Here is a 25518-nt window from a genome sequence, read left to right as displayed (position 1 = left end):
CTTGCCATGCTCAAGATGTCGGTCCTCGAGACTTTTCGCGAAACGCGCTCCGCCTGCGATGACGGCATCCCGTCAGCCCTTACGCCTTCTCCTCCCAGATCATGGCGAGGTGGACGATCGTCTGCACCGCCTTCTCCATGTCCTGCCGGCTGACCCATTCGAGCCGGGAGTGAAATGCGTGCTCGCCGGCGAAGATGTTGGGGCAGGGCAGGCCCATGAAGGACAGGCGCGAGCCGTCGGTGCCGCCGCGGATCGCGGTGCGCATCGGGCGCAGGCCGGCGCGGCGGATCGCTTCGATGGCGTATTCGAGGATGTGCGGGTGGCGATCGATCACCTGCTTCATGTTGCGGTACTGCTCCCGCACCTCGAATGTGTAGGTCGAGCGGGGAAAATCCTTCATCACGTCCTTGACGATGTTCTCGAGCAGGATCTCCTTTTCCTTCAGCCCTTCCTCCGTGAAGTCGCGCACGATGAAGGAAAGCGTCGCCTGCTCCAGCGCACCCTCGATGCCGATCGGATGCAGAAAGCCCTGCTTGCCTGATGTCGTCTCGGGCGAGCAGCCTTCGCGGGGCAGGCGCTCGACGATGGCGGCGGCGATCTTGATCGCGTGCTCCATCTTGCCCTTGGCATAGCCGGGATGGGCGCTGACGCCATTGATGGTGATGGTGGCGCCGTCCGCCGAGAAGGTCTCGTCCTCGACGCAGCCCGCGCTCTCGCCGTCCATGGTGTAGCCGAAATCGGCGCCGAGCTTCTTGATGTCGACGTTGTCGACGCCGCGGCCGATCTCCTCGTCGGGCGTGAACAGGATCTTGATGGTGCCGTGCTTCACTTGCGGATTGTTGATGAAGAAATGCGCGGCATCCATGATCTCGGCGACGCCGGCCTTGTTGTCGGCGCCGAGCAGCGTGGTGCCGTCGGTGGTGATGATGTCGTTGCCGATCTGGTTTTTCAGCGCGGGGTGTTCGGCGAAGCGGATCACCTGGCTGGTGTCGCCCGGCAACGTGATGTCGCCGCCACGATAGTTCTTCAGGATCTGCGGCTTGACGTCCTTGCCGGTGACGTCGGGCGAGGTGTCCATGTGCGAGCAGAAGCAGATCACCGGCACCTTCTTGGTCGTGTTCGCCGGGATCGTTGCATAGACGTAGCCGTAATCGTCGAGATGCGCGTCCGCAACGCCCATGGCCTTCAGTTCAGCGACGAGCACGCGGCCGAGGTCCTTCTGTTTCTCCGTCGAAGGCGAGCTCGGGGATTCCGGATCGGACTGGGTGTCGATGGTGACGTAGCGCAGGAAGCGCTCGGCCACGGTATGCGAAAAGGTGAGGGAGGACATTTCTGGTCAAACCGCCGGGTCAGGGGAGAGAGGCGGTATACCAGAAAACCGGGCCGCGTTGCGGCCGGAGGACGCGGATCAGGCTTAACGAAACGTGAGTGGTCAGATCGCCTCTTTCAGCTCCTTGACCGGGCGGAAGGCGACCTTCTTGCTGGCCTTGATGTGGATGGGCTCGCCCGTGGCAGGATTGCGGCCGGTGCGGGCGGCGCGCTTGCGGACCTGGAGGATTCCAAGCCCGACGATGCGGACCCGGTCGCCTTTCTTCAGGTGCTTGGTGACGAGCTCGACCATGTCGGTCAGGACGGCCTCGGCGCGCTTCTTCGACAGATCCTGGCTCTCCGCAATGTCGGCGGCGAGGTGCTTGAGCGTGATGGTGGCGGGAGCGGCAGCCTTTTTCCCCAAATCCTTCTTGGCCGAGTCCTTCTTAGCCATGTCCTTCTTAGCCATATCTGGGCTCCTCAATCACAAGGGGGCCCCGGAAAAGCCGGTAAAGCGTGGGGTCCCTCCAAGTCCTGGAAGGCCTAGACGATTCGGGCTTAGGCTGACTATGGCGCGAGTTCTCGACGGATGCCGGCAATCACCGTCAGAGCCGCGAAAAGCATCTAGAAGTTTGTTCTAAGGCTATGAAGGAATTGCCAAAATGGCGCGAGAGACGGGGCTCGAACCCGCGACCTCCGGCGTGACAGGCCGGCGCTCTAACCAACTGAGCTACTCCCGCGTGGTTCGCTGAAAGCGCGCGGAACGAGGGGGGACTTAAAGGCGGGGCTGGGTGAAGTCAAGGACGTTGCGCTTCGCCGGCAGGTCTCGGCTAAGCATTGCTCTGGAAAACGAAAAAAGGCCGCCAGGCGGCGGCCTCTGTCAGCCGGGAGCGGGGCGGTGTCAGCGGATCTCCGACATCCCGGCGCTGGTCACGACGACGGGCTTGCCGGCCTTGATTACGTGGGCGGACTGGGTGGTCTGGCTGTAATCGGCATTGGTGCGAGCTGCGATCCCGAAGCCGGCCACCGTAATGCCGGCCACCAGCGCCACCACCACGATCTTCAGGTGGGTCGCACGATCAGCGGAGTGAATTGAGTGGTTCATGTGAGCCTCCCGACGGGCTTTGCCGCCGTCTATGGCTCTTCTTGTAAGGACGGTCTGTTTCCGGATGGTTTCGCGGGTTCCGCAAAACGGTTTCATCCGGCCGTTTGTCTGGTTTCGCCTGCGGGCGGCGGGAGCGCCTTAAGCGATCTTACCTGGCGCGTAATCGCGGAGGTGATCCCGCCTTGTCATGATCGTTTTCATCGGCCGAGACCGATGGGCCGACAGATCCGCAAGGGTATCGGCAAGGGAGAAGCGCCATGAACCGTCGAACCGTCCTCGAAGCCACGTTGTTTGGGACCGCCTTCGCGGCAGCGTCTGGTGCGAGCGCGCCAGTGGCAGCAGCGGCCCAGCGGAATGAACGGCCGTCCTTTGTGACGGCCAGGGACGGCACAAAACTCTTCGTGCAGGATTGGGGCAGCGGCCGACCGGTGCTGCTGCTTTCGGCCTGGACGTTCAACGCTAGCACGTGGGGCAGCCAGATTGCCGCCCTCAACGCAAATGGCTTCCGCTGTGTTGCGCCCGATCGGCGCGGGCATGGCCGGTCCGAGATGCCGTCCTCGGGTTATGACCTGAACACGCTGACCGACGACGTCGCCGCGTTGATCGAGGCGCGTGACCTGCGCGACGTGACACTGGTCGGCTTCTCGATGGGGACCGCCGAGGCGGTGAACTACCTCGGGCGATACGGATCGGACCGGATCGCAAGGGTGGTGCTGGTTGCGCCGACGACGCCATTCCTGATCAAGACCGAAGACAATCCGGATGCGGTGCCGAAGGCAATGATCGAGGCCGACAACGCGGCCATCGCGCGCGACTTCCCCAAATGGATTGCGGCGAACGAAGCGCCGTTCTTCACTGCCGAGACACCCGAGATCAGGCGGACCTGGATCCGCGAGATGATGCTGAGCGTGCCGTTGCCGGTGGCGCTGGCCTGCCGCAAGGCCATCGCCTTCGCCGATCTCCGAGCGGCAGCCGCCAAGATCGATCGCCCGACGCTGATCGTTCAGGGCGACAAGGATGCCAGCGCGCCGCTGCCGTTGACCGGTGCAAAGACGGCAAAACTAATCAAGGACAGCAAGCTGACCGTCTACGAAGGCGGCCCGCATCCGCTGCCGCTGACGCACAGCGAGCGCCTGATCGCGGACATGCTGGCGTTCATGGGCGCCTAGCTCGCTCGCTTGATGTCGGTGCGGATGGTTTGCGCCGCCCAGACGAACAGGAGCGCCCCCAGCGTGGTCGTGACCGCCGCCGAGAGCAGGGAATAGCGCACGGCGTCGGCGCCGTAAGCGCCCTTCAGGGCATCATTGACCACGCCCACGGCGAGCGGACCGACGCCCTGGCCGAAGCAGGTGGCGGTGAGCGCGATGAGGGCGGAGGCCAGCGCGCGCATGCTCGGCTTGGCGACGGTCTGCGCGATCGCGAAGATCGGTCCGAGATGGAAGCCGACCAGAAACGAGGTCAGGGCCAGCATGGCGACCATCATCGCAAAGTCCTGAGTCAGCATGCAGAGCGCGAACACCGGCCCGGCGAGGCCCGAGGTGATGGCGGGAGCCCATAGCTTCCAGCGGTCGTCGCGGCGGCTGACCTGCGCCACCACGAAGCCGCCGAGCAGGGTGCCGGCCATGCCGGCGAGGCCCTTGAAGGTGCCGGCATAGGTGCCAATCTCGGCGCTCGACAGATGGTGCACGCGCGCCAGGAACGGCGGGATCCAGGCCGCGGTCGCGTAGTTCGTGTAAGTGGTGAGACAGAAGCCGATCAGCACGATGATGAAGCTCTGCTGCGAGGCCAGGAAGCGCAGCGTCGGCCCGAGCGGCTCGGGCACGAAATTCTCCTGCATGGCGCCGCGCTTCGGCTCGGAGATCGTCAGCCACAGGACAATAGCGAGCAGGATGCCGGGCAGGCCCGCGACGTAGAACGCCATCCGCCAGCCATGGTGCTGGTTGACGTAGCCACCGACGAAATAGCCGAGGAAGACGCCGAGATAGGTGCCGACGGCGTAGATGCCGAGCGCGCGCGGACGCTCATTCTTGGCGAAGAGATCAGCGACCATGGATTGCGAGGCGGGCGAGCCCGCGGATTCGCCGATGCCGACGCCGATCCTCGCCAGCGCCAGCGAAGTGACGCTCGAAGCAGCGCCGCACAACGCCGTCATCGCGCTCCAGAACGCAAAGGCGACGGCAACGATGTTGCGCCGGTTGAGCCGGTCGGCGACCCGCGCGATGGGAATGCCGAGCAGGGAATAGAACAGCGCGAAGCCGAAGCCCGCGAGCAATCCCATCATGGTGTCGCTGAGCTGAAACTCCTTCTTGATCGGCTCGATCAGCACGTTGAAGATCGTGCGGTCGAGGAAGTTCAGTGCGTAGATGATCGTGAGCAGGCCCAGCACGTAATAGCGCCGCGCCGAGGGCTTTGCCGCGGCGGCCGTTTGCACCGACATTTGTGACGTCACATCGACCATCGCTTCCCCCAATTAGTCTTTGTTATCGTTGTCGGTCCAGCCCTGATTGGAGCTGGCAGGTCAGCCCTCGCGGATGTAATTCCCCGCTTCGAATTCGACCGGAGGCGCGCTCACATCGAATGAGATTCCGATCGGATCGCGGCCTGCTTCGATCGTTTCGAGCTGGTCACTCAGCATGCGCCGGATCATGAGGATGCCGCGGTCGCTCTGGCCGAAATGTTCCTCGGAATGGATGGTCTGCGGTCCCTGGCCGACCTGAGCCTCGTAATCGCCCGGGAATTGCTGGTGCTCTTCCTCGGTCATCTCCCACCAGAATTTGCCGTTGAACTTCGAGCGCATGCGGCCGATGTCGCCGGCGTTCTTGACGCGGCCGGCGACGTAGATGCGGAACGAGGTGTCGTCGATCGGCAGCGTCCAGCCGATCGACTCGACGCGGGCGAATTGCGCCACGCGCGGGTTTGGAACGACCCGCAGGGTGGGGAGCGCCGCCTCGGTGACGCGGTAAAACACACGGCCGTCATCCTGCTTGCGGATCGAGCGCACCGCGATCCCGCGCGGCGTCTTGTCGAACGTCACCTCCGGCATCGACGCCATCATGTTGGTGAATTGCGGACCGGAGAACGAGCCGTGCAGCACCGGCACGTGGTAGGGATCGACCACGTTCTCGAAATGCTGGAGCCAGTTGCACGGGATGATCGCCGGCCCGCCGCCGCCAATCGAGGAATCGTCGGCCTCGACGAACTCGCTGTCGTCCATGGTCTCCAGGCATTGATAGGTCGGCAGCACCGGGCGTTTCTCGGCCGGGCCCATATAGGCGAAGATCAACCCGTAGCGTTCGTCGACCGGATACCAGGGCTGGCGCACTTTGTCCTTGAACTTGCCGCCGTCGGGCTCGCAGGGCTGCTCCAGGCAGTGACCCTCGGTGTCGAACTTCCAGCCGTGATAGCAGCAGCGGATGCCGTCCTCCTCGACCTTGCCATAATAGAGCGTGGTGCCGCGGTGGCAGCAGCGGGCGTGCAGCAGACCGGCGCGGCCGTGCCTGTCGCGGAACAGCACCAGGTCCTCGCCGAGCGCGCGAACCTTCTTCGGGGTGTCGGTGGCGTCGCTGATGAGCCCAACCGGATGCCAGTAACGTCGCAGCAGTTCGCCCATCGGCGTGCCGCGCATGACCGAGGTGAGCTCGGTGCGCGTCTGCGCCGGCTTCATCGCATAGGCCGTTCCGAGATCGCGATCCCGCTGGGTGATGCTCATACCGGTCCTCCCGTAGTCGGCCGCTCCGGCCGGGCTTTTTTTGATTGGGCTTGTACCTAGTGAAGGGTAGATCGATGACAATGTCAACGATACTCCAAGTGCCTCTTAGTCGCATTTGACGAGGCCGGCGAACGGCGGCCGCCTGGGTTTGGCCCCGCCCTGCCTGGGCTTGGCAGGCTTCGCCTTTCTTGGCAGAGGTGGATCATGAGCCAGACCGAGAGCAGGGGCGGGGCGTCGCCCGAGACGGACGAGAGCGATCCGCCGGCGCCGATCACCGTGATGCTGTCGTCGCGGCTGATGGTGCTGGCCAATCTGCTCAAGCGCGGCGCGATCCTGCGCTACAAGCGTCTAGCCGGATTGTCATCGGTCGAGTTCGGCCTGGTCGCCTCGCTCGGGCGGCGGCCGCCGATGAGCGTGGCGCGGCTTGCCGAAGCTGTCGGCCAGGACAAGGGGCAGATCAGCCGCGCGCTTGCGGAACTCGTATCGCGCAAGCTGATCGCGAAATCGGCCAACCCGAAAGACAGCCGCGAAGTTCTGGTCTCGCTGACTGCAACGGGCCTTGCGGCGCATGATGCGATCGTCGCCGGCGCGCAGGAGCGCAATCGGCGCTTGCGCGAACATCTGAGCGAAGCCGAGTTCGAGGCGCTGCTGCAGCAGGTCGATCAGCTGACGGCGATCGCCGCCGAGATGCTCGAGAGCGAGAAGATTTCGCGCTGACGTTTCCGCAATCCCGGACATGTGGGATCGCTTACAAGACCCTTTCCAAAACTCATTCTAAGACTCTTTCTAAGACTCTTTCTAAGAGGCTTTCAATTAGGGAATTCGCGCGCGCTCCCCTAAGCGTCACCGCAAGCACATGCCGTCACGGGACAGACGGCATGTGCAAATCAAAACACGAAGTTTTGGGGTTGCGCGTTGAACAGTCTTGGAATGCTGCGGTCGGCCGTATTGGCGACCGCATCCGCTTGGGTGTTGGCGCCGCAGGCATCGCTTGCGCAATCTGCTGCGCAGAGTGGCGCGCAGAATATTCCGTCGGTGACCGTCACCGCGCCGGAAGCGCGCCGCGGGGCGGCGCCCTCCGTCCAGCGCCGCGCGCCGCGACGTCCCAGCAGGCCGCCAACCGAAGCAGGCCGCAGCCGCCGCGCAATGTCGGTTTCGTCGAAACCCCGCTCGGCCCGGTGCACGGCTACGTCGCCGGCCGCAGCTCGTCCGGCACCAAGACCAACACGCCGATCATGGAGACGCCGCAGGCGGTGTCGGTGATTGGCGCGGAGCAGATCCGCGACCAGAAGGCGAACAAGCTCGACGAGGTCCTGCGCTATACCGCCGGTGTCCGCGCCGGGACTTTCGGCGCGGACACGCGCAACGACTGGTGGCTGATCCGTGGCTTCAAGTCCGACGATATCGGACTGTTCCTCGACGGCATGCAGCTGTTCTACACCTCCTATGCGAGCTGGAAGCTCCAGACGCCCAACATGGAGCGCGTCGAGGTGCTGCGCGGTCCATCGGCCGTGCTCTATGGCGGCTCGAGCCCGAGCGGCATCGTCAACGTCATCAGCAAGATGCCACCCGCGCAGCCCGTCCGTTTCATCGAGACCGGCGTCAACAGTTTCGGCAACGCCTATGTCGGCTTCGATGTCGGCGGTCCGGTCGCGACGAGCCCTGACAACGGCAAGCTGTTCTACCGTGTCGTCGGCCAGGTCCAGAACGGCCCCACGCAGGTCAATTTCACGCCGGACAACAACTACTTCATCGCGCCGTCGGTGATCTGGAAGCCGGACGCCGACACGACATTCACGGTGCTCGCTTCAGCTTCCCGGCAGGAAACCCGTGGCATCAACTTCCTGCCCTATGAGGGCACGGTGACCAACGCTCCATTCGGCAAGATCCCGACCAGCTTTTTCGCCGGCGATCCCAGCGTCGACAAGTTCACGCGCGAGCAGGAGATGCTGGGCTATCAGTTCGAGCGCAATCTCACCGACGATTTGACGTTCCGGCAGAATGCGCGCTTTGCCCATGTCGACGTGACCTATCGCGGCTACATCGGCAACAATTGGGCTGACATCAACACGGCCAGTCTCGGTCGCTATAATTGGTACGCGAAGAACACCGCCAACCAGGCCAATCTCGACAACCAGCTGGAGTACCGCTTCAACACCGGCGCGGTGCGGCACACGATGCTGTTCGGGGTCGATTTGAAGGGCTACCAGATCGACGACTATCAGGCGTTCAACTTCGGCACGGTTCCTCCGATCAACGTCTTCAATCCCGCCTATGGACTGGACATTCCGTTGACGGGCGCGCCGTTCCGCAACTTTCAGATTACGCAGAAGCAGGCCGGCACCTAGCTGCAGGACCAGATGAAGCTCGGCAACTTCACGCTGGTGCTGAGCGGCCGCAATGATTGGGTCGAGACGACGCAGGCTGCCCGTGATAGCGGCGCCACGCTTGCCAGCCGCGACGACAGCAGGTTTAGCGGACGCGCCGGGCTGATCTACAATTTCGACAGCGGCATCGCGCCCTATGTGTCCTACGCCACAAGCTACAATCCGATCATCGGCCTCAACGCGCAAAACCAGCTGTTCCTGCCGGAGACCGGGCAGCAGACGGAAATCGGCGTGAAGGTCGCGCCGCGGGGGTTTGACGGCTACTTCACCGCCTCGGTGTTCGACCTGAAGCGCCAGAACGTGGCAACCACTGATCCGGTCGTCATCACCTTGCAGAACCAGACCGGCGAGGTGACCTCGCGCGGCATCGAGCTCGAAGCGGTGGCGAACGCCACGCGTGAGCTGAAGCTGATCGGCTCGTTCACGGCCTACCATTTGTTCAACAGCAGGGATCTGGACCCGTCGTTGGTCGGCAAGACCCCGACCAACACGCCTGAGCTCCTGGTGTCCGGCTGGGCGGACTACACCTTCAAGGACGGGCCGCTCGCAGGGTTCGGTTTCGGCGGCGGTGTCCGCTATATCGGTTCGTCGTGGGCGGATACCGCCAATACCCTCGAGGTTCCCGCGGTCGTGCTCGGCGATCTCGCGCTCCACTATGAATGGCAGAACTGGCGCACCGCGCTGAATCTGGTCAACCTGACCGACAAGATCTACGTCGCGAGCTGCGCGGCGGCAGCCTCCTGCTTCTACGGCGACCGCCGGCGCGTCACCGCCAGCGTCTCCTACAAATGGTGAGGCAAATGACGAGAACAGGCGAGGGAAGGCCAGCGTGAGAGCCTGACCGGCTCGTCACTCGGCTTCCACCACGAGATCGATGAGCTCGCGGGCGATGCCCCCCGGCCCGAAGCTCATGCGAGCGCGGCGCGCGACGACCCAGCCACGTCGCCGCCGCGCTCGCCACCGATTTCCGCTGCGGCGGAAGCGGGCGCCGCCCGCCCGACGCATTCGCCAGACGAGCCCGGGTCCGATCGTGATGCATGGCTCCCGGATCGCTCGCCCGATAATGGGCGCGCCTGTCCTCGTTGTAATCTGGACTTTGCTGCGTCGCGGCCTAGATAAAGTGAGCCTTCCCAACCACGGACGTCACGGCCCAGCGCGTGTGGACTGATCGGGGCGCCCTTGCTGGGGCGGTCGATCTGCTCCATACCAGCCGCGGGGTGATTCCGGGATTTCCACCGTTCTGAGGGCGACAAAGGGCCTAAAAAGAGCGTGTCTTGCGCCCATTGGTGCACTGCGCTAAGGCTCAGAACAATTCCAAACTGGACGAATCCGTGGCTGTCCCGAGGCTGCGGGAAAAAGGGCTCGTCAATGAGCGGCATTCTGCAGAACTATCTTCCACTCGTCGTCTTCATAGGGGTCGCGGGCCTCATTGGCCTGGTGCTGCTGATCGCGCCGTTCATCGTGGCGTTCCAGCAGCCGGACCCGGAAAAGCTGTCGGCGTATGAGTGCGGTTTCAACGCCTTCGACGACGCCCGCATGAAGTTCGACGTCCGCTTCTATCTTGTCGCCATCCTCTTCATCATCTTCGACCTCGAGGTGGCGTTCCTGTTTCCCTGGGCGGTGGCGTTCGGCAAGCTTGGCGCGACCGGCTTCTGGTCCATGGTGGTGTTCCTCGGCGTGCTGACGGTCGGGTTCGCCTATGAATGGAAGAAAGGCGCACTCGAATGGGATTGAACCCTGTGTCGTCCGCCGGTCCGGTTCTCGCGCCGGCCCCCAAGGGCATCCTGGACCCGTCGACCGGCAAGCCGGTCGGGGCCAGTGATCCGTTCTTCCTCGAGGTCAATTCGGAACTGTCGGACAAGGGCTTCTTCGTGGCCGCGACCGACGACCTCATCACCTGGGCGCGCACCGGCTCGCTGATGTGGATGACCTTCGGTCTCGCCTGCTGCGCGGTCGAGATGATGCAGGTGTCGATGCCGCGCTACGACGTCGAACGCTTCGGCTTCGCGCCGCGCGCCTCGCCGCGCCAGTCGGATGTGATGATCGTCGCGGGGACCCTGACCAACAAGATGGCGCCTGCGCTGCGCAAGGTCTACGACCAGATGCCCGAGCCGCGCTACGTCATCTCGATGGGCTCCTGCGCCAACGGCGGCGGCTATTATCACTATTCCTACTCGGTCGTGCGCGGTTGCGACCGTATCGTGCCGATCGACATCTACGTGCCGGGCTGCCCGCCCACGGCGGAAGCGCTGCTCTACGGCGTGCTGCTGCTGCAGAAGAAGATCCGCCGCACCGGCACCATCGAACGCTAAGGTTTTACGTCATGGACGACGCCAAGCTCGACGCCCTGGGGCAGACGATCGTTAGCGCGCTTCCGGGCGCCGCAACGGGTCATTCGGTAGCCTTCAACCAGCTCACGGTCGATGTCGAGGCCAGCAAGATCGTCGAGGTGGTCAAGTACCTCCGCGACGACCCGAACTGCCGCTTCATCAACTTCACCGACATCACGGCGGCGGACTATCCCTCGCGCGAGAAGCGCTTCGACGTGATCTATCACTTCCTGTCACCAACCCTGAACGCCCGGATCCGGCTCAAGGCCCAGGCCGACGAGACCACGCAGGTGCCGTCGCTGATCGAGGTGTTCCCGGGCGCCGACTGGTTCGAGCGCGAGGCCTACGACCTCTACGGCGTGATCTTCGTCGGTCATCCCGACATGCGCCGCCTCCTGACCGATTACGGCTTCGAGGGCCATCCGCTGCGCAAGGATTTCCCGACCACCGGCTTCCTCGAGGTCCGCTACGACGACCAGGAGAAGCGGGTGGTGTACGAGCCGGTCAGGCTCAACCAGGAATTCCGCAAGTTCGACTTTTTGTCCCCGTGGGAGGGCGCCGACTATCCGGTCCTTCCCGGTGATGAAAAAGCGGGGCCGAAGGTCTGAACATGAACGAGCAACCCGAAGTCCTTCGCAACTTCACCATCAACTTCGGTCCGCAGCATCCGGCCGCGCACGGCGTGCTGCGCCTGGTGCTGGAGCTTGACGGCGAAGTCGTCGCCCGCGTCGACCCGCATATCGGTCTGCTCCATCGCGGCACCGAAAAGCTGATCGAGCAGAAGACCTATCTGCAGGCGATCCCTTATTTCGACCGCCTCGACTACGTCGCGCCGATGAATCAGGAGCACGCCTTCTGCATGGCTGCAGAAAAGCTGCTCGGCATCGAGGTGCCGCGCCGCGCGCAGCTGATCCGCGTGCTCTATTGCGAGATCGGCCGCATCCTGTCGCATTTGCTCAACGTCACCACGCAAGCGATGGACGTCGGCGCGCTGACCCCGCCGCTGTGGGGCTTCGAAGAGCGCGAAAAGCTGATGGTGTTCTACGAGCGCGCCTCCGGCAGCCGCATGCACGCAGCCTACTTCCGCGTCGGCGGCGTGCATCAGGACCTGCCGCAGAAGCTGGTCGACGACATCGACGCCTGGTGCGATCCGTTCCTGAAAGTGGTCGAAGATCTCGACCGGCTGCTCACCGCGAACCGCATCTTCAAGCAGCGCAACGTCGACATCGGCGTGGTGTCGCTGAAGGAGGCCTGGGAGTGGGGCTTCTCCGGCGTGATGGTGCGCGGTTCGGGAGCGGCCTGGGATCTGCGCAAGTCGCAGCCCTATGAATGCTACGCCGAGATGGATTTCGACATCCCGATTGGCAAGAACGGCGATTGCTACGACCGCTATCTGATCCGCATGGAAGAGATGCGCCAGTCCGTGCGCATCATGAAGCAGTGCATCCAGAAGCTTAACGCGCCAGACGGGAAGGGCCCCGTCGTCGTCGAGGACAACAAGGTCGCGCCGCCGCGCCGTGGCGAGATGAAGCGCTCGATGGAAGCGCTGATCCATCACTTCAAGCTCTACACCGAAGGCGTTCACGTGCCGGCCGGCGAGGTCTACGCCGCGGTCGAGGCGCCGAAGGGCGAGTTCGGCGTCTTTCTCATCTCGGACGGCACCAACAAGCCGTACAAGTGCAAGATCCGCGCGCCGGGCTTTGCGCATCTCCAGGCCATGGATCACATCTGCCGCGGTCATCTGCTCGCCGACGTCTCGGCGATCCTCGGCTCGCTCGACATCGTGTTCGGAGAGGTCGATCGGTGATGGCGCAGGCGCCGATCCAGTTTGACCGTGCCTCGGGAGCCCTTGAAGGGGCCAACCTGTGGGAGCGGACGGCTGCCTTGGCGCTGGTGACGGGATCGAAGATCTCGTCGCACTTCTCGCATATGGGCTATATCGCCTGCGCCAATCTGCTGCGCAAGACGCTGCCCGAGCGCAACATCGCGATCAAGCTCAACCCCGACGCCGTGTTCGAATTTCCCTACGGCGACGGCTATTGGAGCAAGCTGCTCAACCGCTCCTACAACTACGAGGACGAGCTGGAGCTGTTGTTCGCCGACTCCATCGATGTCGACTACACGCTGCTCGATTGCGGCGCGAATTACGGCTATTGGTCGGTGCTGGTGTCGAGCAAGCCGTTCGGTTCGCACAAGGCGATCGCGATCGAGCCGTCGGGGCAGAACTATCCGAAGCTCGCCAACAACGCCCGCATCAACGGCAGCCGCTTCGAGACCATGAAATGCGCGATCGGCGCGGCCCGTGGCACCGCGCGTCTGTCAGGCACCAAGCACGAGGCCTTCAGCATCGCCGGCGATGCGTCGGCGGGCGGCGAGGACGTGCCGGTCATCGCGCTCGATAACCTCATCGACGACGGCAAGATCGCCGCGAGCGGCAAGTACCTGATCAAGCTCGACGTCGAGGGCGTCGAGATCGAGGCGATCAAGGGCGGCGCCCGGCTGCTCCAGGCCGACAGCGTCGTCATGTGCGAGGAGCACGGCAGCGACCGCTCGCACGCGGTCTCGCGCTACATCCTCGAACACACCCCGCTGAAGCTGATCGTCTACGATCCCAGCACCCGGCGTATGGAAACGGTGACCGAGCTGTCGATCCTCGACCGCATCAAGGTCTCGACCCACGTCGGCTACAATGTTTTCGGCACCGCAAGCGCATTCTGGCAGGACAGGATCAATGCCCTGAATGCGAAAACCGCGCGCCGTATGCAGTGAGAGATTGAAGAGATGTCCGTTCGCCGATTAGCACCGAAGGAAGTCCAGCCCGCGAGCTTTGCGTTCACGGAGGAGAACCTCGCGTTCGCCAAGCAGCAGATCGCGAAATATCCGGCCGGGCGCCAGGCTTCGGCCGTCATCGCCATCCTCTGGCGCGTTCAGGAACAGCACGAAGGCTGGGTCTCGGAGGCCGCGATCCGCGCTGTCGCCGACATGCTCGACATGCCCTATATCCGCGTGCTCGAGGTCGCGACCTTCTACACGATGTTCCAGCTGGCCCCGGTCGGCAAGAAGGCCCACGTCCAGGTCTGCGGCACCACGCCGTGCCGCCTGCGCGGCGCCGAGGATCTGATCCACATCTGCGAGCACCGCATCCATCACGAGCCCTTCCATCTCTCCAAGGACGGCAATTTCAGCTGGGAAGAGGTGGAGTGCCTCGGTGCCTGCGTGAATGCGCCGATGGTGCTGATCGGCAAGGACACCTATGAGGATTTGACCAAGGAAAGCTTCGGCAAGGTGCTCGATGGCTTTGCTTCGGGCAATCCGCCCAAGCCCGGTCCGCAGAACGGCCGCCAGTTCTCGGCGCCGACCGGTGGGCCGACCACGCTGAAGGAGATCACCTGATGCGTGATCTCTCGTCGCCGCCAGATGAAGGGAGCAGTGTTGTGAAGAAGTGGGGCTTCGTCGCAATGCATTCCGCCGTGGCGGCCACGTTCATTTTTCTGCTTCAGCGCTTCGCCCTGAACGCGACGCTGGAATCCAGTCTGCTCTGGGCGCTGACCTTCGCCGTCTGCGCCGCCGGGCTTGCCTACAAGCAAGCCAACCGTTGATCGGAAAGCACTGACATGCTCGAGGACAAGGACCGCATCTTCAAGAACCTCTATGGCCTCCACGATTGGGGGCTCGAGGGCGCGCGGCGCCGCGGCGCCTGGGATGGTACGAAGAACATCATCGACAAGGGCCGTGACTGGATCATCAACGAGATGAAGGCCTCGGGGCTGCGCGGCCGCGGTGGCGCCGGCTTCCCGACCGGTCTGAAATGGTCGTTCATGCCGAAGGAATCGACCGACGGCCGGCCGAGCTATCTGGTCGTCAACGCCGACGAGTCCGAGCCCGGCACCTGCAAGGATCGCGAGATCATGCGGCACGATCCGCATCTCCTGATCGAGGGCTGCCTGATCGCGAGCTGCGCGATGAACGCGCACGCCTGCTACATCTATGTCCGCGGCGAATTCATCCGCGAGCGCGAGCATCTCCAGGCGGCGATCGACCAGGCCTATGAGGCCAAGCTGGTCGGCAAGGACAACGTCAACGGCTGGCCGTTCGACATCTACGTCGCCCACGGCGCCGGCGCCTATATCTGCGGCGAGGAAACCGCGCTGCTTGAGAGCCTCGAAGGCAAGAAGGGCCAGCCGCGTCTGAAGCCGCCGTTCCCCGCCAACGTCGGCCTGTACGGCTGCCCGACCACCGTCAACAACGTCGAGTCGATCGCGGTCGCGCCGGACATTCTGCGCCGCGGCGCGGCGTGGTTCGCCGGCATCGGCCGTCCGAACAATGTCGGCACCAAGCTGTTCTGCATCTCCGGCCATGTCGAGCGGCCCTGCAACGTCGAAGAAGCCATGGGCATCCCGTTCCGTGAGCTGATCGAGAAGCATTGCGGCGGCATCCGCGGCGGCTGGGACAACCTCAAGGCCGTGATCCCCGGCGGCTCCTCCGTGCGCATGGTGCCGGCCGAGCAGATCATCGACACGCCGATGGATTTCGACAGCTTGAGCAAGCTGCGCTCGGGCCTCGGCACCGCGGCCGTGATCGTGATGGACAAATCGACCGACTTGATCCGCGCCATCGCCCGCATCTCCTATTTCTACAAGCACGAGAGCTGCGGCCAGTGCACGCCGTGCCGCGAAGGCACCGGCTGGATGTGGCGCGTCTTGACCCGCATGGCCGAAGGCCGCGCCCACAAGCGCGAGATCGACATGCTGCTGGAAGTCACCAAGCAGGTCGAAGGCCACACCATCTGCGCGCTGGGCGACGCCGCGGCGTGGCCGATCCAGGGCCTGATCGCGCATTTCCGTCATGAGATCGAGGCGCGCATCGACCAGTATTCGCACAAGGCCGACATCGACGATGCCGGCGTCCGCGATCCCGTGAACATGGTCGCGGCGGAGTAGAGACAATGACCAAGCTCATCATCGACGGTAAAGAGATCGATGTCCCCGCCGAATACACGCTGCTTCAGGCGTGCGAGGCGGCCGGCGCCGAGATCCCGCGTTTCTGCTATCACGAGCGGCTGTCGATCGCCGGCAATTGCCGGATGTGCCTCGTCGAGGTGAAGGGCGGCCCGAAGCCGGTCGCGAGCTGCGCCTGGGGCGTGCGCGATTGCCGTCCGGGTCCCAAGGGCGAGCCGCCGGAAATCTCCACCCGTTCGCCGATGGTGAAGAAGGCGCGCGAAGGCGTGATGGAATTCCTTCTCATCAACCATCCGCTGGATTGCCCGATCTGCGATCAGGGCGGCGAGTGCGACCTCCAGGACCAGGCGATGGGCTATGGTGTCGACACCAGCCGCTTCGCCGAGAACAAGCGCGCGGTCGAGGACAAATATCTCGGCGCGCTGGTCAAGACATCGATGAACCGCTGCATCCAGTGCACCCGCTGCGTCCGCTTCTCGGCGGAAGTGGCCGGCGCTCCCGAAATGGGCGCGACCGGCCGCGGCGAGGACATGGAGATCACGACCTATCTCGAGCACGCGCTGACCTCGGAACTCCAGGGCAATCTGGTCGACATCTGCCCGGTCGGCGCGCTGACCTCGAAGCCCTACGCCTTCGCCGCGCGCCCATGGGAGCTCGGCAAGACCCAGTCGATCGACGTGATGGACGGCGTGGGCTCCGCGATCCGCGTCGACACGCGCGGCCGCGAAGTGATGCGTATCCTGCCGCGCATCAACGAGGCCGTGAACGAGGAGTGGATCTCGGACAAGACCCGTCACGTCGTCGACGGCCTGCGCACCCAGCGCCTCGACCGGCCCTATATCCGCGAAGCCGGCAAGCTGCGCGCGGCGAGCTGGCCGGAGGCCTTTGCCGCGATCGCCTCCAAGGCGGCGCGCACCGACGGCAAGCGGATCGGCGCGATCGCGGGCGACCTCGCCGGCGTCGAAGAGATGTTCGCGCTGAAGGATCTGCTGGCGAAATACGGCTCGGCCAATCTGGCGGTGCAGGGCGGCGACGCCTTCGATCCCGCGCTCGGCCGCGGCTCCTACATCTTCAATCCGACGCTCGCCGGCGTCGAGCAGGCCGATGCGCTGCTCATCATCGGCGCCAATCCGCGGAAAGAGGCGGCCGTGTTCAACGCCCGCATCCGCAAGCGCTGGCGCGCCGGCGGTTTCAAGGTCGGCGTGATCGGCGCCAAGCCCGACCTGACCTACGATTATGACCATCTCGGCGCAGGCACCGATACGCTCGGTGAGCTCGCGGCCGGCAAGCACTCCTTCATGGACGTGCTGAAGAACGCCAAGAACCCCATCATCCTGGTTGGTGCGGGCGCGGCCTCGCGCCACGACGGCGCTGCGATTCTCGCAGCCGCCGCCAAGCTCGCGCTTGATGTCGGCGCGGTGAAGGACGGCTGGAACGGGTTTGGCGTGCTGCATGAGAGCGCCTCGCGCGTCGGCGCGCTCGACATCGGCTTTGTCGCCGGTCAGGGCGGGCTGAACGCAGCGCAGATGACGACGTTCGGGACGCTCGATCTGCTGTTCCTGCTCGGCGCGGACGAGATCAAGCCATCGGACGGCACCTTCGTCGTCTATATCGGCACCCACGGCGACCGCGGCGCTCACCGCGCCGACGTGATCCTGCCGGCAGCCGCCTATACCGAGAAGTCCGCGATCTACGTCAACACCGAAGGCCGCGTGCAGATGACCGGACGGGCCGCATTCCCGCCGGGCGAGGCCCGCGAGGACTGGGCGATCGTCCGCGCGCTGTCGGAGGCGCTCGGCAAGAAGCTCGGCTATGACTCGCTCTCGGCCCTGCGCCAGGCGGTCTTCAAGGCTGTGCCGCATTTGATCCGTCTCGACCAGATCGAGGCCGGCTCGGCCGACCAGATCAAGAAGCTCGCGGGGAAGGGTGGCACGACGGAGAAGGCTCCGTTCAAACCGCTTGTCGAGGACTTCTATTTGACCAACCCAATCGCGCGTGCGTCCGCCGTCATGGCGGAGTGTTCGCGGCTTGCCTCCGGGCAGATGCTGACCGCAGCGGAGTGAGCTGATGGAATTCTTCGAAAGCGCATTCTGGACCGGGTTCCTCTGGCCGCTGATCATCATGATCGCGGAGAGCGTCCTGGTGCTGGTCGTCCTGCTGGTGGCGATCGCCTACATCCTGCTCGCCGACCGCAAGATCTGGGCGGCGGTGCAGATCCGCCGCGGCCCGAACGTGGTAGGGCCCTGGGGTCTGCTGCAATCCTTCGCCGACCTCCTGAAGTTCGTGCTGAAGGAGCCGATCATCCCGTCCGGCGCCAACAAGGGCGTGTTCCTCCTGGCTCCCTTGGTCTCGTGCGTGCTCGCGCTCGCCGCCTGGGCGGTGATCCCGACCAATCTCGGCTGGGTGATCTCCGACATCAATGTCGGCGTTCTCTTCATCTTCGCGATCTCGTCGCTGTCGATCTACGGCATCATCATGGCCGGCTGGTCGTCGAACTCGAAATATCCGTTCCTGGCTGCGCTGCGCTCCGCGGCGCAGATGGTGTCCTACGAGGTCTCGATCGGCTTCGTCATCATCACGGTGCTGCTCTGCGCCGGCACGCTGAACCTCTCGGCCGTAGTCGAGGCGCAGCACGTCCGGGGTCTCGCCAGCCTGATCGGGTTGCCGCAGCTCACCATCCTGAACTGGTACGTCTGGCCGCTGTTCCCGATGTTCGTGATCTTCTACGTCTCGGCGCTGGCGGAAACCAACCGTCCGCCATTCGACCTGGTCGAAGCGGAATCCGAGCTCGTCGCCGGCTTCATGGTCGAGTACGGCTCGACGCCGTATCTTCTGTTCATGCTCGGCGAGTATGTCGCGATTGCCACGATGTGCGCGATGGCGACGATCCTGTTCCTGGGAGGCTGGCTGCCGCCGGTGGACCTGCCGCCCTTCAACTGGGTGCCGGGGATCATCTGGTTCTCGCTAAAGCTGTTCTTCATGTTCTTCCTGTTCGCGATGGCCAAGGCGATCGTGCCGCGCTACCGCTACGATCAACTGATGCGCCTCGGCTGGAAGGTCTTCCTGCCGCTGTCGCTGGCGATGGTGATCGTAGTGGCCGGCGTGCTGCACTTCGCCGACATCGCGCCGAAGTGAGGGCCGTCATGGGTATCAACATCAACGCCACTGCACGTTCGCTCCTGTTGTCGGAATTCGTCTCGGCGTTCTTCCTCGCCATGCGCTATTTCTTCCAGCCGAAGCCGACGCTGAACTATCCCTTCGAGAAGGGCCCGATCTCGCCGCGCTTCCGCGGCGAGCATGCGCTGCGCCGCTATCCGAACGGCGAAGAGCGCTGCATCGCCTGCAAGCTGTGCGAAGCGGTTTGCCCGGCGCAGGCCATCACCATCGAGGCCGGCCCGCGCCGCAACGACGGCACCCGCCGCACTGTGCGCTACGACATCGACATGGTGAAGTGCATCTATTGCGGCCTCTGCCAGGAAGCCTGTCCGGTCGATGCCATCGTCGAAGGTCCGAACTTCGAGTTCGCGACCGAGACCCGCGAGGAACTGTTCTATGACAAGGCCAAGCTGCTCGCCAACGGCGATCGCTGGGAACGCGAGATCGCGAAAGCGATCGAACTCGACGCGCCGTACCGGTGAGATGAGAGCATGATCCTTCCCGCGCTGTTCTTCTATCTGTTCGCCGGCGTCTGCGTCGCCTCGGCGGTGATGGTGATTGTCTCGCGCAATCCCGTGCACTCCGTGCTGTACCTGATCCTGGCATTCGTCAACGCCTCCGGCCTGTTCGTGCTGATGGGCGCCGAGTTCCTGGCGATGATCCTGATCGTCGTCTATGTCGGCGCCGTCGCGGTGCTGTTCCTGTTCGTGATCATGATGCTCGACGTCGACTTCCTCGAGCTGCGCGAGGGCTTTATCGAGTACCTCCCGGTCGGCCTCGTGATCGGCGGCATCTTCCTGTTCGAGCTGTTGCTCACCGTCGGCTTCTGGGTCATCAACCCCGGCGTCGCCAAGACGATCACGGCGGCGATCCCGACCAACGTCTCCAATACCGAGGCGCTGGGCCTGGTGCTCTATACCAAGTACATCCACTACTTCCAGCTCTCGGGCATGGTGCTGCTGGTCGCCATGATCGGCGCCATCGTGCTGACGCTGCGGCACAAGGCGAGCGTCAAGCGGCAGGACATCAACGTTCAGAACGCGCGCACGCCCGAAATAGCGATGGCGATCCGCAAGGTGACGCCGGGGCAGGGGCTCCAGGACTCTGACGCGGCGGAGTGGGTGAAATGACGATCGGGCTCGGACACTATCTTGCGGTCGGCGCGATCCTGTTCACGCTTGGGATCCTCGGCATCTTCCTGAACCGCAAGAACATCATCGTCATCCTGATGTCGATCGAGCTGATCCTGCTCGCGGTCAACATCAACCTCGTGGCGTTCTCGACCTTCCTCGGCGACATCGTCGGGCAGGTCTTCGCACTCCTGGTGCTCACCGTCGCGGCCGCTGAAGCCGCGATCGGTCTCGCCATCCTGGTGGTCTATTTCCGCAACCGCGGCTCGATCGCGGTTGAGGACGTCAATCTGATGAAGGGCTGATCGCATGATCCGGAAAAGTGGATACCGGTTTTCCGACCAGATCATGCGGAAAGATTAAATCATGGTCCAGGCAATCGTCTTTCTGCCTCTGCTGGGCGCAATTCTGGCCGGCTTGATCGCGCTGTTCGGCGCGCATGCCCGCAACCCCTCGGGCGACACGGTCGAGCATCACGATGATCACGGCCATGGCGCGCACGCCCATGCGTCCGACACCATCACCGAGGATGCGTCGGTCATCCACGAGACCCATCACGAGCCCGGCGACGGCCACGACGACCACCACGTCTCCGAGCCGCCCGCGGCGGGCTCGCGCGGCGCCGAGCTGATCACCACGGCGTTGCTGTTCGTGTCGGCGGCGCTGTCCTGGATGACGCTGGTCGATGTCGGCTTCATGCACCACGACATGCGCATTCCGCTGCTGCCGTGGATCCTCTCCGGCGATCTTCAGGTCTACTGGACGCTGCGGGTCGACACGCTCACCGCCGTGATGCTGGTGGTCGTGACCACCGTGTCCTCGCTCGTGCACCTCTATTCTATCGGCTACATGGACGAGGACCCGAACCGGCCGCGCTTCTTCGGCTATCTGTCGCTGTTCACCTTCGCCATGCTGATGCTGGTGACCGCGGACAACCTCGTGCAGCTGTTCTTCGGCTGGGAAGGCGTGGGTCTGGCGAGCTACCTCCTGATCGGCTTCTGGTACCAGAAGCCGTCGGCGAACGCCGCCGCCATCAAGGCCTTCGTGGTCAATCGCGTCGGCGATTTCGGCTTCGCGCTCGGCATCTTCGCGATCTTCCTGCTGGCCGGCTCGACCGATTTCGAGACCATCTTCCACGCTGCACCCGGCCTCACCGGCAAGACCATCGACTTCCTCGGCTGGCACGCCGACGCGCTGACCCTGACCTGCCTGTTGCTGTTCATGGGCGCGATGGGCAAATCGGCGCAGTTCCTGCTGCACACCTGGTTGCCGGACGCGATGGAAGGCCCGACCCCGGTGTCGGCGCTGATCCACGCCGCGACCATGGTCACGGCCGGGGTCTTCATGGTGGCGCGCCTGTCGCCGCTGTTCGAGCTCGCGCCGAACGCGCAGGCCGTCGTGATGTTCTTCGGCGCCACCACGGCGTTCTTCGCGGCGACCATCGGCCTCGTCCAGAACGACATCAAGCGCATCGTCGCCTACTCGACCTGTTCGCAGCTCGGCTACATGTTCGTGGCGATGGGAGCAGGGGCCTATTCGGTCGGCATGTTCCATTTGTTCACGCACGCCTTCTTCAAGGCGCTGTTGTTCCTGGGCTCCGGCTCGGTGATCTACGCGATGCATCACGAGCAGGACATCCGCAACATGGGCGGCCTCTGGCGCAAGATCCCCTACACCTATGCGGTGATGGTGGTCGGCACGCTCGCGCTCACCGGCTTCCCGCTGACCGCCGGCTATTTCTCCAAGGACGCGATCATCGAGTCCGCCTACGCCTCGCACAATCCGTTCGCGATGTACGGCTTCCTGATGACGGTCATCGCGGCCGGCCTGACCTCGTTCTACTCGTGGCGCCTGATCTTCAAGACCTTCCACGGCGAGCCGCATGACGATCACCACTACGAGGCTGCGCATGAAGCGCCGATCTGGATGCTGATCCCGATCGGTGTGCTCGCGGTCGGCTCCATCCTGGCCGGCTTCCCGTTCAAGGAGCTGTTCGCCGGTCACGGCATCGAGGAGTTCTTCCGCGAATCCGTGAAGATGAACCCGCACATCATCGAGGAGATGCACCACATCCCCGAGACCATCGCCTTCCTGCCGACGGTGATGATGGTGCTGGGCTTCCTGGTGTCGTACCTGTTCTACATCCGCCGGCCCTATCTGCCGGTCGAGCTCGCGAACACGCAGCCGATGCTGTACAAGTTCCTGCTCAACAAATGGTACTTCGACGAGCTCTACGACATCATCTTCGTCCGTCCGGCGAAGTGGATCGGCTACCAGCTCTGGAAGAAGGGCGACGGCTTCATCATCGACGGGCTCGGCCCCGACGGCGTCTCGGCCCGGGTGCTGGACGTCACCCGCAACGTCGTGAAGATCCAGACCGGCTATCTCTACCACTACGCGTTCGCCATGCTGATCGGTGCCGCCGGCCTGATCACCTGGTTCATGTTCGGCTTTGGAGGCCAGTAAATGACGACCTGGCCAATTCTATCCGTCACGACGTTCCTGCCGCTGGTCGGCGCGCTGATCGTCTATCTCAGCCGCGGCGATGACGAGGCATCCCGGCGCAACTCGCGCTGGATCGCGCTGTGGACCACGCTGATCACCTTCGCGGTGTCGGTGATCCTGGTCATGCGGTTCGATGCGTCGAACCCCGACTTCCAGTTCGTCGAGAAGGCGAACTGGCTCGCCACCGGCATCACCTACCACATGGGCGTGGACGGCATTTCGCTGCCGCTGGTGATCCTGACCACCGCCATCATGCCGTTCTGCATCATCGCGAGCTGGAAGGCGATCACCAACCGCGTTCGCGAATACATGATGGCGTTCCTGATCCTGGAAACGCTGATGATCGGTACCTTTTCGGCGCTCGATCTCGTGCTGTTCTACCTATTCTTCGAAGGCGGCCTGATCCCGATGTTCCTGATCATCGGCGTCTGGGGCGGTCCGCGCCGGGTCTATGCGTCCTTCAAGTTCTTCCTCTACACGCTGCTCGGCTCGGTGCTGATGCTGCTCGCCATCATGGCGCTGTACTGGAACGGCGGCACCACGGACATTCCGACCCTGATGCACACCGCCGTGCCGCGCTCGCTGCAGACGTGGGCGTGGCTTGCCTTCTTCGCCTCGTTCGCGGTGAAGATGCCGATGTGGCCGGTGCACACCTGGCTCCCCGACGCCCACGTCGAGGCGCCGACCGCCGGCTCGGTGGTCCTGGCTGCGATCATGCTGAAGATGGGCGGCTACGGCTTCCTGCGGTTCTCGCTGCCGATGTTCCCGCTGGCCTCGCACGACTTCGCGCCGCTGATGTTCACGCTCTCCGCCATTGCCATCATCTACACCTCCCTGGTGGCGCTGATGCAGGAGGACATGAAGAAGCTGATTGCGTACTCCTCGGTGGCGCATATGGGCTTCGTCACCATGGGCATCTTCGCCGGCACCATGCAGGGCGTCGCCGGCGGCGTGTTCCAGATGATCTCGCACGGCATCGTCTCCGGCGCGCTCTTCCTTTGCGTCGGCATCGTCTACGACCGCATGCACACCCGCGAGATCGCGGCCTATGGCGGTCTCGTCAACCGGATGCCGCTCTACGCGCTGACCTTCATGGTCTTCACCATGGCCAATGTCGGTCTGCCCGGCACCTCCGGCTTTGTCGGCGAATTCATGACGCTGCTCGGCACCTTCAAGGTCTCGATCCCGACCGCGTTCTTCGCCACCTTCGGCGTGATCCTGTCGGCCTGCTATGCGCTGTGGCTCTACCGCAAGGTGGTGTTCGGGGCGCTGGTCAAGCCGTCGCTGGCGAGCATGAAGGATCTCACCTTCCGCGAGGGCCTGACGCTGTTCCCGCTGATCGCGCTGACGATCCTGTTCGGCATCTATCCGAAGCCGGTGCTCGACATGTCGGCGGCCTCGGTCCAGCAACTCGTCAACAATTACAACACCGCTGTGACGGCCGTGAAGGCCGCCGCACTGCTCAAGTGAGCGGGCAGGTCAGGATATCGCCATGAGCTTTGAGACTGCAGGTTATCAACTGGCGCCGGTGCTGCCCGAGCTCGTGCTCGCGGTGGGAGCCATGGCACTCCTGATGCTCGGCGCCTATCGCGGGCAGGAGACCACCAAGACGGTCACGACGCTTGCGGTGCTGCTCCTGATCGTGGTCGGCGCGCTCGAATACATGCTGCCCGCGGGCAAGCACGTGACCTTCGGCGGCAGCTTCATCGTCGATGATTTTGCCCGCTTTATGAAGATCCTGGCCCTGATCGGTTCGGCGGTGACGCTGGTGCTGTCGACCGAGTTCCTCTCGGATCCGTCGCGCCGTATCTTCGAATACGCGATCCTGGTGCTGCTCTCGACCCTCGGCATGATGGTGCTGATCTCGGCCGGCGATCTGATCTCGCTCTATCTCGGCCTCGAATTGATGTCGCTCGCGCTCTACGTCGTGGCGGCCTCGAACCGTGACAACGCCAAGTCGACCGAAGCCGGCCTGAAGTACTTCGTGCTCGGCGCGCTGTCGTCGGGCATGCTGCTCTACGGCTCCTCGCTGATCTACGGCTTCACCGGTACGGTCAGCTTCACCGGCATCGCGGCGGCCGCGACGATCTCGAATGTCGGCCTGGTGTTCGGTCTCGTGTTCCTGCTCGCCGGCCTCTGCTTCAAGGTCTCGGCCGTGCCGTTCCACATGTGGACGCCTGACGTCTACGAGGGCGCACCGACGCCCGTGACAGCCTTCTTCGCCTCGGCGCCGAAAGTGGCCGCGCTCGCGGTCTTCACCCGCGTCACGCTGACCGCATTCCCCGGCATCGTCTCGCAGTGGCAGCAGATCCTGGTGTTCGTGTCGATCGCCTCGATGGCGCTGGGTTCGTTCGCCGCGATCGGCCAGAGCAACATCAAGCGCCTGATGGCCTATTCCTCGATCGGCCATATGGGGTTTGCCCTGGTCGGCCTCGCGGCGGGCACGGTCGAGGGCGCGCAGGGCGTCTTGATGTACATCGTGATCTATGTCGCGATGACGCTGGGCTCCTTCGCCATCATCCTTGCGATGAAGCGCAACGGCCAGCCGGTCGAGCAGATCAGCGATTTCGCAGGTCTCTCGCGGACCAATCCGCTGCTCGCCTTTATGTTCGCGATGCTGCTGTTCTCGCTCGCCGGAATCCCGCCGCTCGCCGGCTTCTTCGCCAAATGGTACGTCTTCGTCGCCGCCATCAAGGCGAATTTGTTCACGCTCGCCGTCATCGGCGTGCTGACCAGCGTGGTCGGCGCCTACTACTATCTCAGCATCGTCAAGACGATGTATTTCGACGAGCCGGCCGGGCAGGTCGATCCGGTGCGCGTCGAAGTCAAGACGGTGCTGGCGGTCGCGGGCCTGTTCAACATCCTCTTCGCACTGTTCGCTGGCCCGGTGGTGAGCGTCGCCTCCGCCGCGGCAAAGTCGCTGTTCTAGG

The 25518-nt window shown here is 63.9% G+C and carries 25 protein-coding genes and 1 tRNA gene; 20 read left to right on the top strand and 6 right to left on the bottom strand.

Features of this window, described 5'->3' with window-relative positions:
- Window positions 1-79: 79 nt before the first annotated feature.
- The 4 genes from pepT to ABIB66_RS21000 form a co-directional block, all read right to left on the bottom strand.
- A complete protein-coding gene (gene pepT / locus ABIB66_RS21015) occupies window positions 80-1330 on the bottom strand; it encodes a peptidase T (protein WP_354209894.1) in 1251 nt (416 codons plus the stop codon).
- Between the two features lie 102 nt (window positions 1331-1432).
- Window positions 1433-1762, bottom strand: a complete 330-nt coding sequence (locus ABIB66_RS21010; protein WP_354209962.1) for an HU family DNA-binding protein — start codon at window positions 1760-1762, stop codon at window positions 1433-1435.
- Window positions 1763-1971: 209 nt separating this feature from the next.
- A tRNA-Asp gene (locus tag ABIB66_RS21005) sits at window positions 1972-2048 on the bottom strand.
- 161 nt (window positions 2049-2209) lie between these two features.
- Window positions 2210-2413 (bottom strand): hypothetical protein, encoded by a 204-nt coding sequence (locus ABIB66_RS21000; RefSeq protein ID WP_354255450.1) that lies wholly within the window; start codon window positions 2411-2413, stop codon window positions 2210-2212.
- A 257-nt stretch (window positions 2414-2670) separates the two neighbouring features.
- On the opposite strand from ABIB66_RS21000, the gene ABIB66_RS20995 reads away from it, so the two are divergent.
- Window positions 2671-3582, top strand: coding sequence for an alpha/beta fold hydrolase (locus ABIB66_RS20995; protein ID WP_354209892.1), 912 nt, complete (start codon window positions 2671-2673; stop codon window positions 3580-3582).
- Here the strand turns inward: ABIB66_RS20995 and ABIB66_RS20990 are convergent.
- Both ABIB66_RS20990 and ABIB66_RS20985 read right to left on the bottom strand, forming a co-directional pair.
- Entirely contained in the window at window positions 3579-4871 is a 1293-nt protein-coding gene (locus tag ABIB66_RS20990; RefSeq protein ID WP_354255447.1) for a spinster family MFS transporter, read from the bottom strand. The two genes, ABIB66_RS20995 and ABIB66_RS20990, sit on opposite strands and share 4 nt — an antisense overlap.
- A 60-nt stretch (window positions 4872-4931) precedes the next feature.
- A complete protein-coding gene (locus ABIB66_RS20985; RefSeq protein WP_354209891.1) occupies window positions 4932-6122 on the bottom strand; it encodes a Rieske 2Fe-2S domain-containing protein in 1191 nt (396 codons plus the stop codon).
- A gap of 204 nt (window positions 6123-6326) precedes the next feature.
- Between ABIB66_RS20985 and ABIB66_RS20980 the strand changes: the two genes are divergently transcribed.
- The 19 genes from ABIB66_RS20980 to nuoN all read left to right on the top strand — a co-directional run bounded on the left by ABIB66_RS20980 (window position 6327) and on the right by nuoN (window position 25517).
- Entirely contained in the window at window positions 6327-6839 is a 513-nt protein-coding gene (locus ABIB66_RS20980) for a MarR family winged helix-turn-helix transcriptional regulator (RefSeq protein ID WP_354209890.1), read from the top strand.
- A gap of 161 nt (window positions 6840-7000) precedes the next feature.
- On the top strand, window positions 7001-8470 hold the full coding sequence (locus tag ABIB66_RS43585) for a TonB-dependent receptor plug domain-containing protein (protein ID WP_502918329.1): 1470 nt from the start codon (window positions 7001-7003) through the stop codon (window positions 8468-8470).
- Window positions 8471-8482: 12 nt separating this feature from the next.
- A complete protein-coding gene (locus ABIB66_RS43580) occupies window positions 8483-9304 on the top strand; it encodes a TonB-dependent siderophore receptor (RefSeq protein WP_502918328.1) in 822 nt (273 codons plus the stop codon).
- 573 nt (window positions 9305-9877) lie between these two features.
- The gene (locus ABIB66_RS20970; protein ID WP_007603535.1) at window positions 9878-10243 is read left to right on the top strand and encodes an NADH-quinone oxidoreductase subunit A; all 366 of its coding nucleotides are present in this window, start codon (window positions 9878-9880) and stop codon (window positions 10241-10243) included.
- Window positions 10234-10821, top strand: coding sequence for a NuoB/complex I 20 kDa subunit family protein (locus ABIB66_RS20965; protein WP_354209888.1), 588 nt, complete (start codon window positions 10234-10236; stop codon window positions 10819-10821). Before ABIB66_RS20970 ends, ABIB66_RS20965 begins: the two co-directional genes overlap by 10 nt.
- Before the next feature lie 11 nt (window positions 10822-10832).
- Window positions 10833-11447 carry an NADH-quinone oxidoreductase subunit C gene (locus ABIB66_RS20960; RefSeq protein WP_354209887.1) on the top strand — a complete coding sequence of 205 codons (615 nt, stop codon included), beginning with the start codon at window positions 10833-10835 and terminating at the stop codon, window positions 11445-11447.
- A gap of 2 nt (window positions 11448-11449) precedes the next feature.
- Window positions 11450-12646: an NADH-quinone oxidoreductase subunit D gene (locus ABIB66_RS20955; protein WP_275171315.1), complete on the top strand. Its 1197-nt coding sequence runs from the start codon at window positions 11450-11452 to the stop codon at window positions 12644-12646.
- On the top strand, window positions 12646-13608 hold the full coding sequence (locus tag ABIB66_RS20950) for an FkbM family methyltransferase (RefSeq protein ID WP_354209886.1): 963 nt from the start codon (window positions 12646-12648) through the stop codon (window positions 13606-13608). Before ABIB66_RS20955 ends, ABIB66_RS20950 begins: the two co-directional genes overlap by 1 nt.
- Window positions 13609-13620: 12 nt before the next feature.
- Window positions 13621-14232, top strand: a complete 612-nt coding sequence (gene nuoE / locus ABIB66_RS20945) for an NADH-quinone oxidoreductase subunit NuoE (protein ID WP_354209885.1) — start codon at window positions 13621-13623, stop codon at window positions 14230-14232.
- Window positions 14232-14438, top strand: a complete 207-nt coding sequence (locus ABIB66_RS20940) for a hypothetical protein (RefSeq protein WP_354209884.1) — start codon at window positions 14232-14234, stop codon at window positions 14436-14438. Before nuoE ends, ABIB66_RS20940 begins: the two co-directional genes overlap by 1 nt.
- Before the next feature lie 15 nt (window positions 14439-14453).
- Window positions 14454-15779, top strand: a complete 1326-nt coding sequence (gene nuoF, locus ABIB66_RS20935) for an NADH-quinone oxidoreductase subunit NuoF (RefSeq protein ID WP_354255444.1) — start codon at window positions 14454-14456, stop codon at window positions 15777-15779.
- A gap of 5 nt (window positions 15780-15784) precedes the next feature.
- Entirely contained in the window at window positions 15785-17860 is a 2076-nt protein-coding gene (gene nuoG, locus ABIB66_RS20930) for an NADH-quinone oxidoreductase subunit NuoG (RefSeq protein ID WP_354255441.1), read from the top strand.
- Between the two features lie 4 nt (window positions 17861-17864).
- Window positions 17865-18932, top strand: coding sequence for an NADH-quinone oxidoreductase subunit NuoH (gene nuoH, locus ABIB66_RS20925; protein ID WP_106944955.1), 1068 nt, complete (start codon window positions 17865-17867; stop codon window positions 18930-18932).
- 14 nt (window positions 18933-18946) lie between these two features.
- Entirely contained in the window at window positions 18947-19435 is a 489-nt protein-coding gene (gene nuoI / locus ABIB66_RS20920; RefSeq protein WP_026232873.1) for an NADH-quinone oxidoreductase subunit NuoI, read from the top strand.
- 9 nt (window positions 19436-19444) lie between these two features.
- Window positions 19445-20083: an NADH-quinone oxidoreductase subunit J gene (locus ABIB66_RS20915; protein ID WP_007603557.1), complete on the top strand. Its 639-nt coding sequence runs from the start codon at window positions 19445-19447 to the stop codon at window positions 20081-20083.
- The gene (gene nuoK, locus ABIB66_RS20910) at window positions 20080-20388 is read left to right on the top strand and encodes an NADH-quinone oxidoreductase subunit NuoK (protein ID WP_015685769.1); all 309 of its coding nucleotides are present in this window, start codon (window positions 20080-20082) and stop codon (window positions 20386-20388) included. Before ABIB66_RS20915 ends, nuoK begins: the two co-directional genes overlap by 4 nt.
- Window positions 20389-20449: 61 nt before the next feature.
- Window positions 20450-22549 (top strand): NADH-quinone oxidoreductase subunit L, encoded by a 2100-nt coding sequence (gene nuoL, locus ABIB66_RS20905; RefSeq protein ID WP_354209881.1) that lies wholly within the window; start codon window positions 20450-20452, stop codon window positions 22547-22549.
- Window positions 22550-24058 carry an NADH-quinone oxidoreductase subunit M gene (locus tag ABIB66_RS20900; protein ID WP_354209880.1) on the top strand — a complete coding sequence of 503 codons (1509 nt, stop codon included), beginning with the start codon at window positions 22550-22552 and terminating at the stop codon, window positions 24056-24058. It abuts the gene before it with no gap.
- A gap of 22 nt (window positions 24059-24080) precedes the next feature.
- Entirely contained in the window at window positions 24081-25517 is a 1437-nt protein-coding gene (gene nuoN, locus ABIB66_RS20895; RefSeq protein ID WP_354209879.1) for an NADH-quinone oxidoreductase subunit NuoN, read from the top strand.
- The last annotated feature ends 1 nt before the right edge of the window (window position 25518 follow it).

The sequence above is a fragment of the Bradyrhizobium sp. F1.13.3 genome (assembly GCF_040548265.1).
Classification (GTDB): domain Bacteria; phylum Pseudomonadota; class Alphaproteobacteria; order Rhizobiales; family Xanthobacteraceae; genus Bradyrhizobium.
Note: the sequence above shows the minus strand (reverse complement) of the source record. Positions and strands in the feature narration are given on the sequence as shown.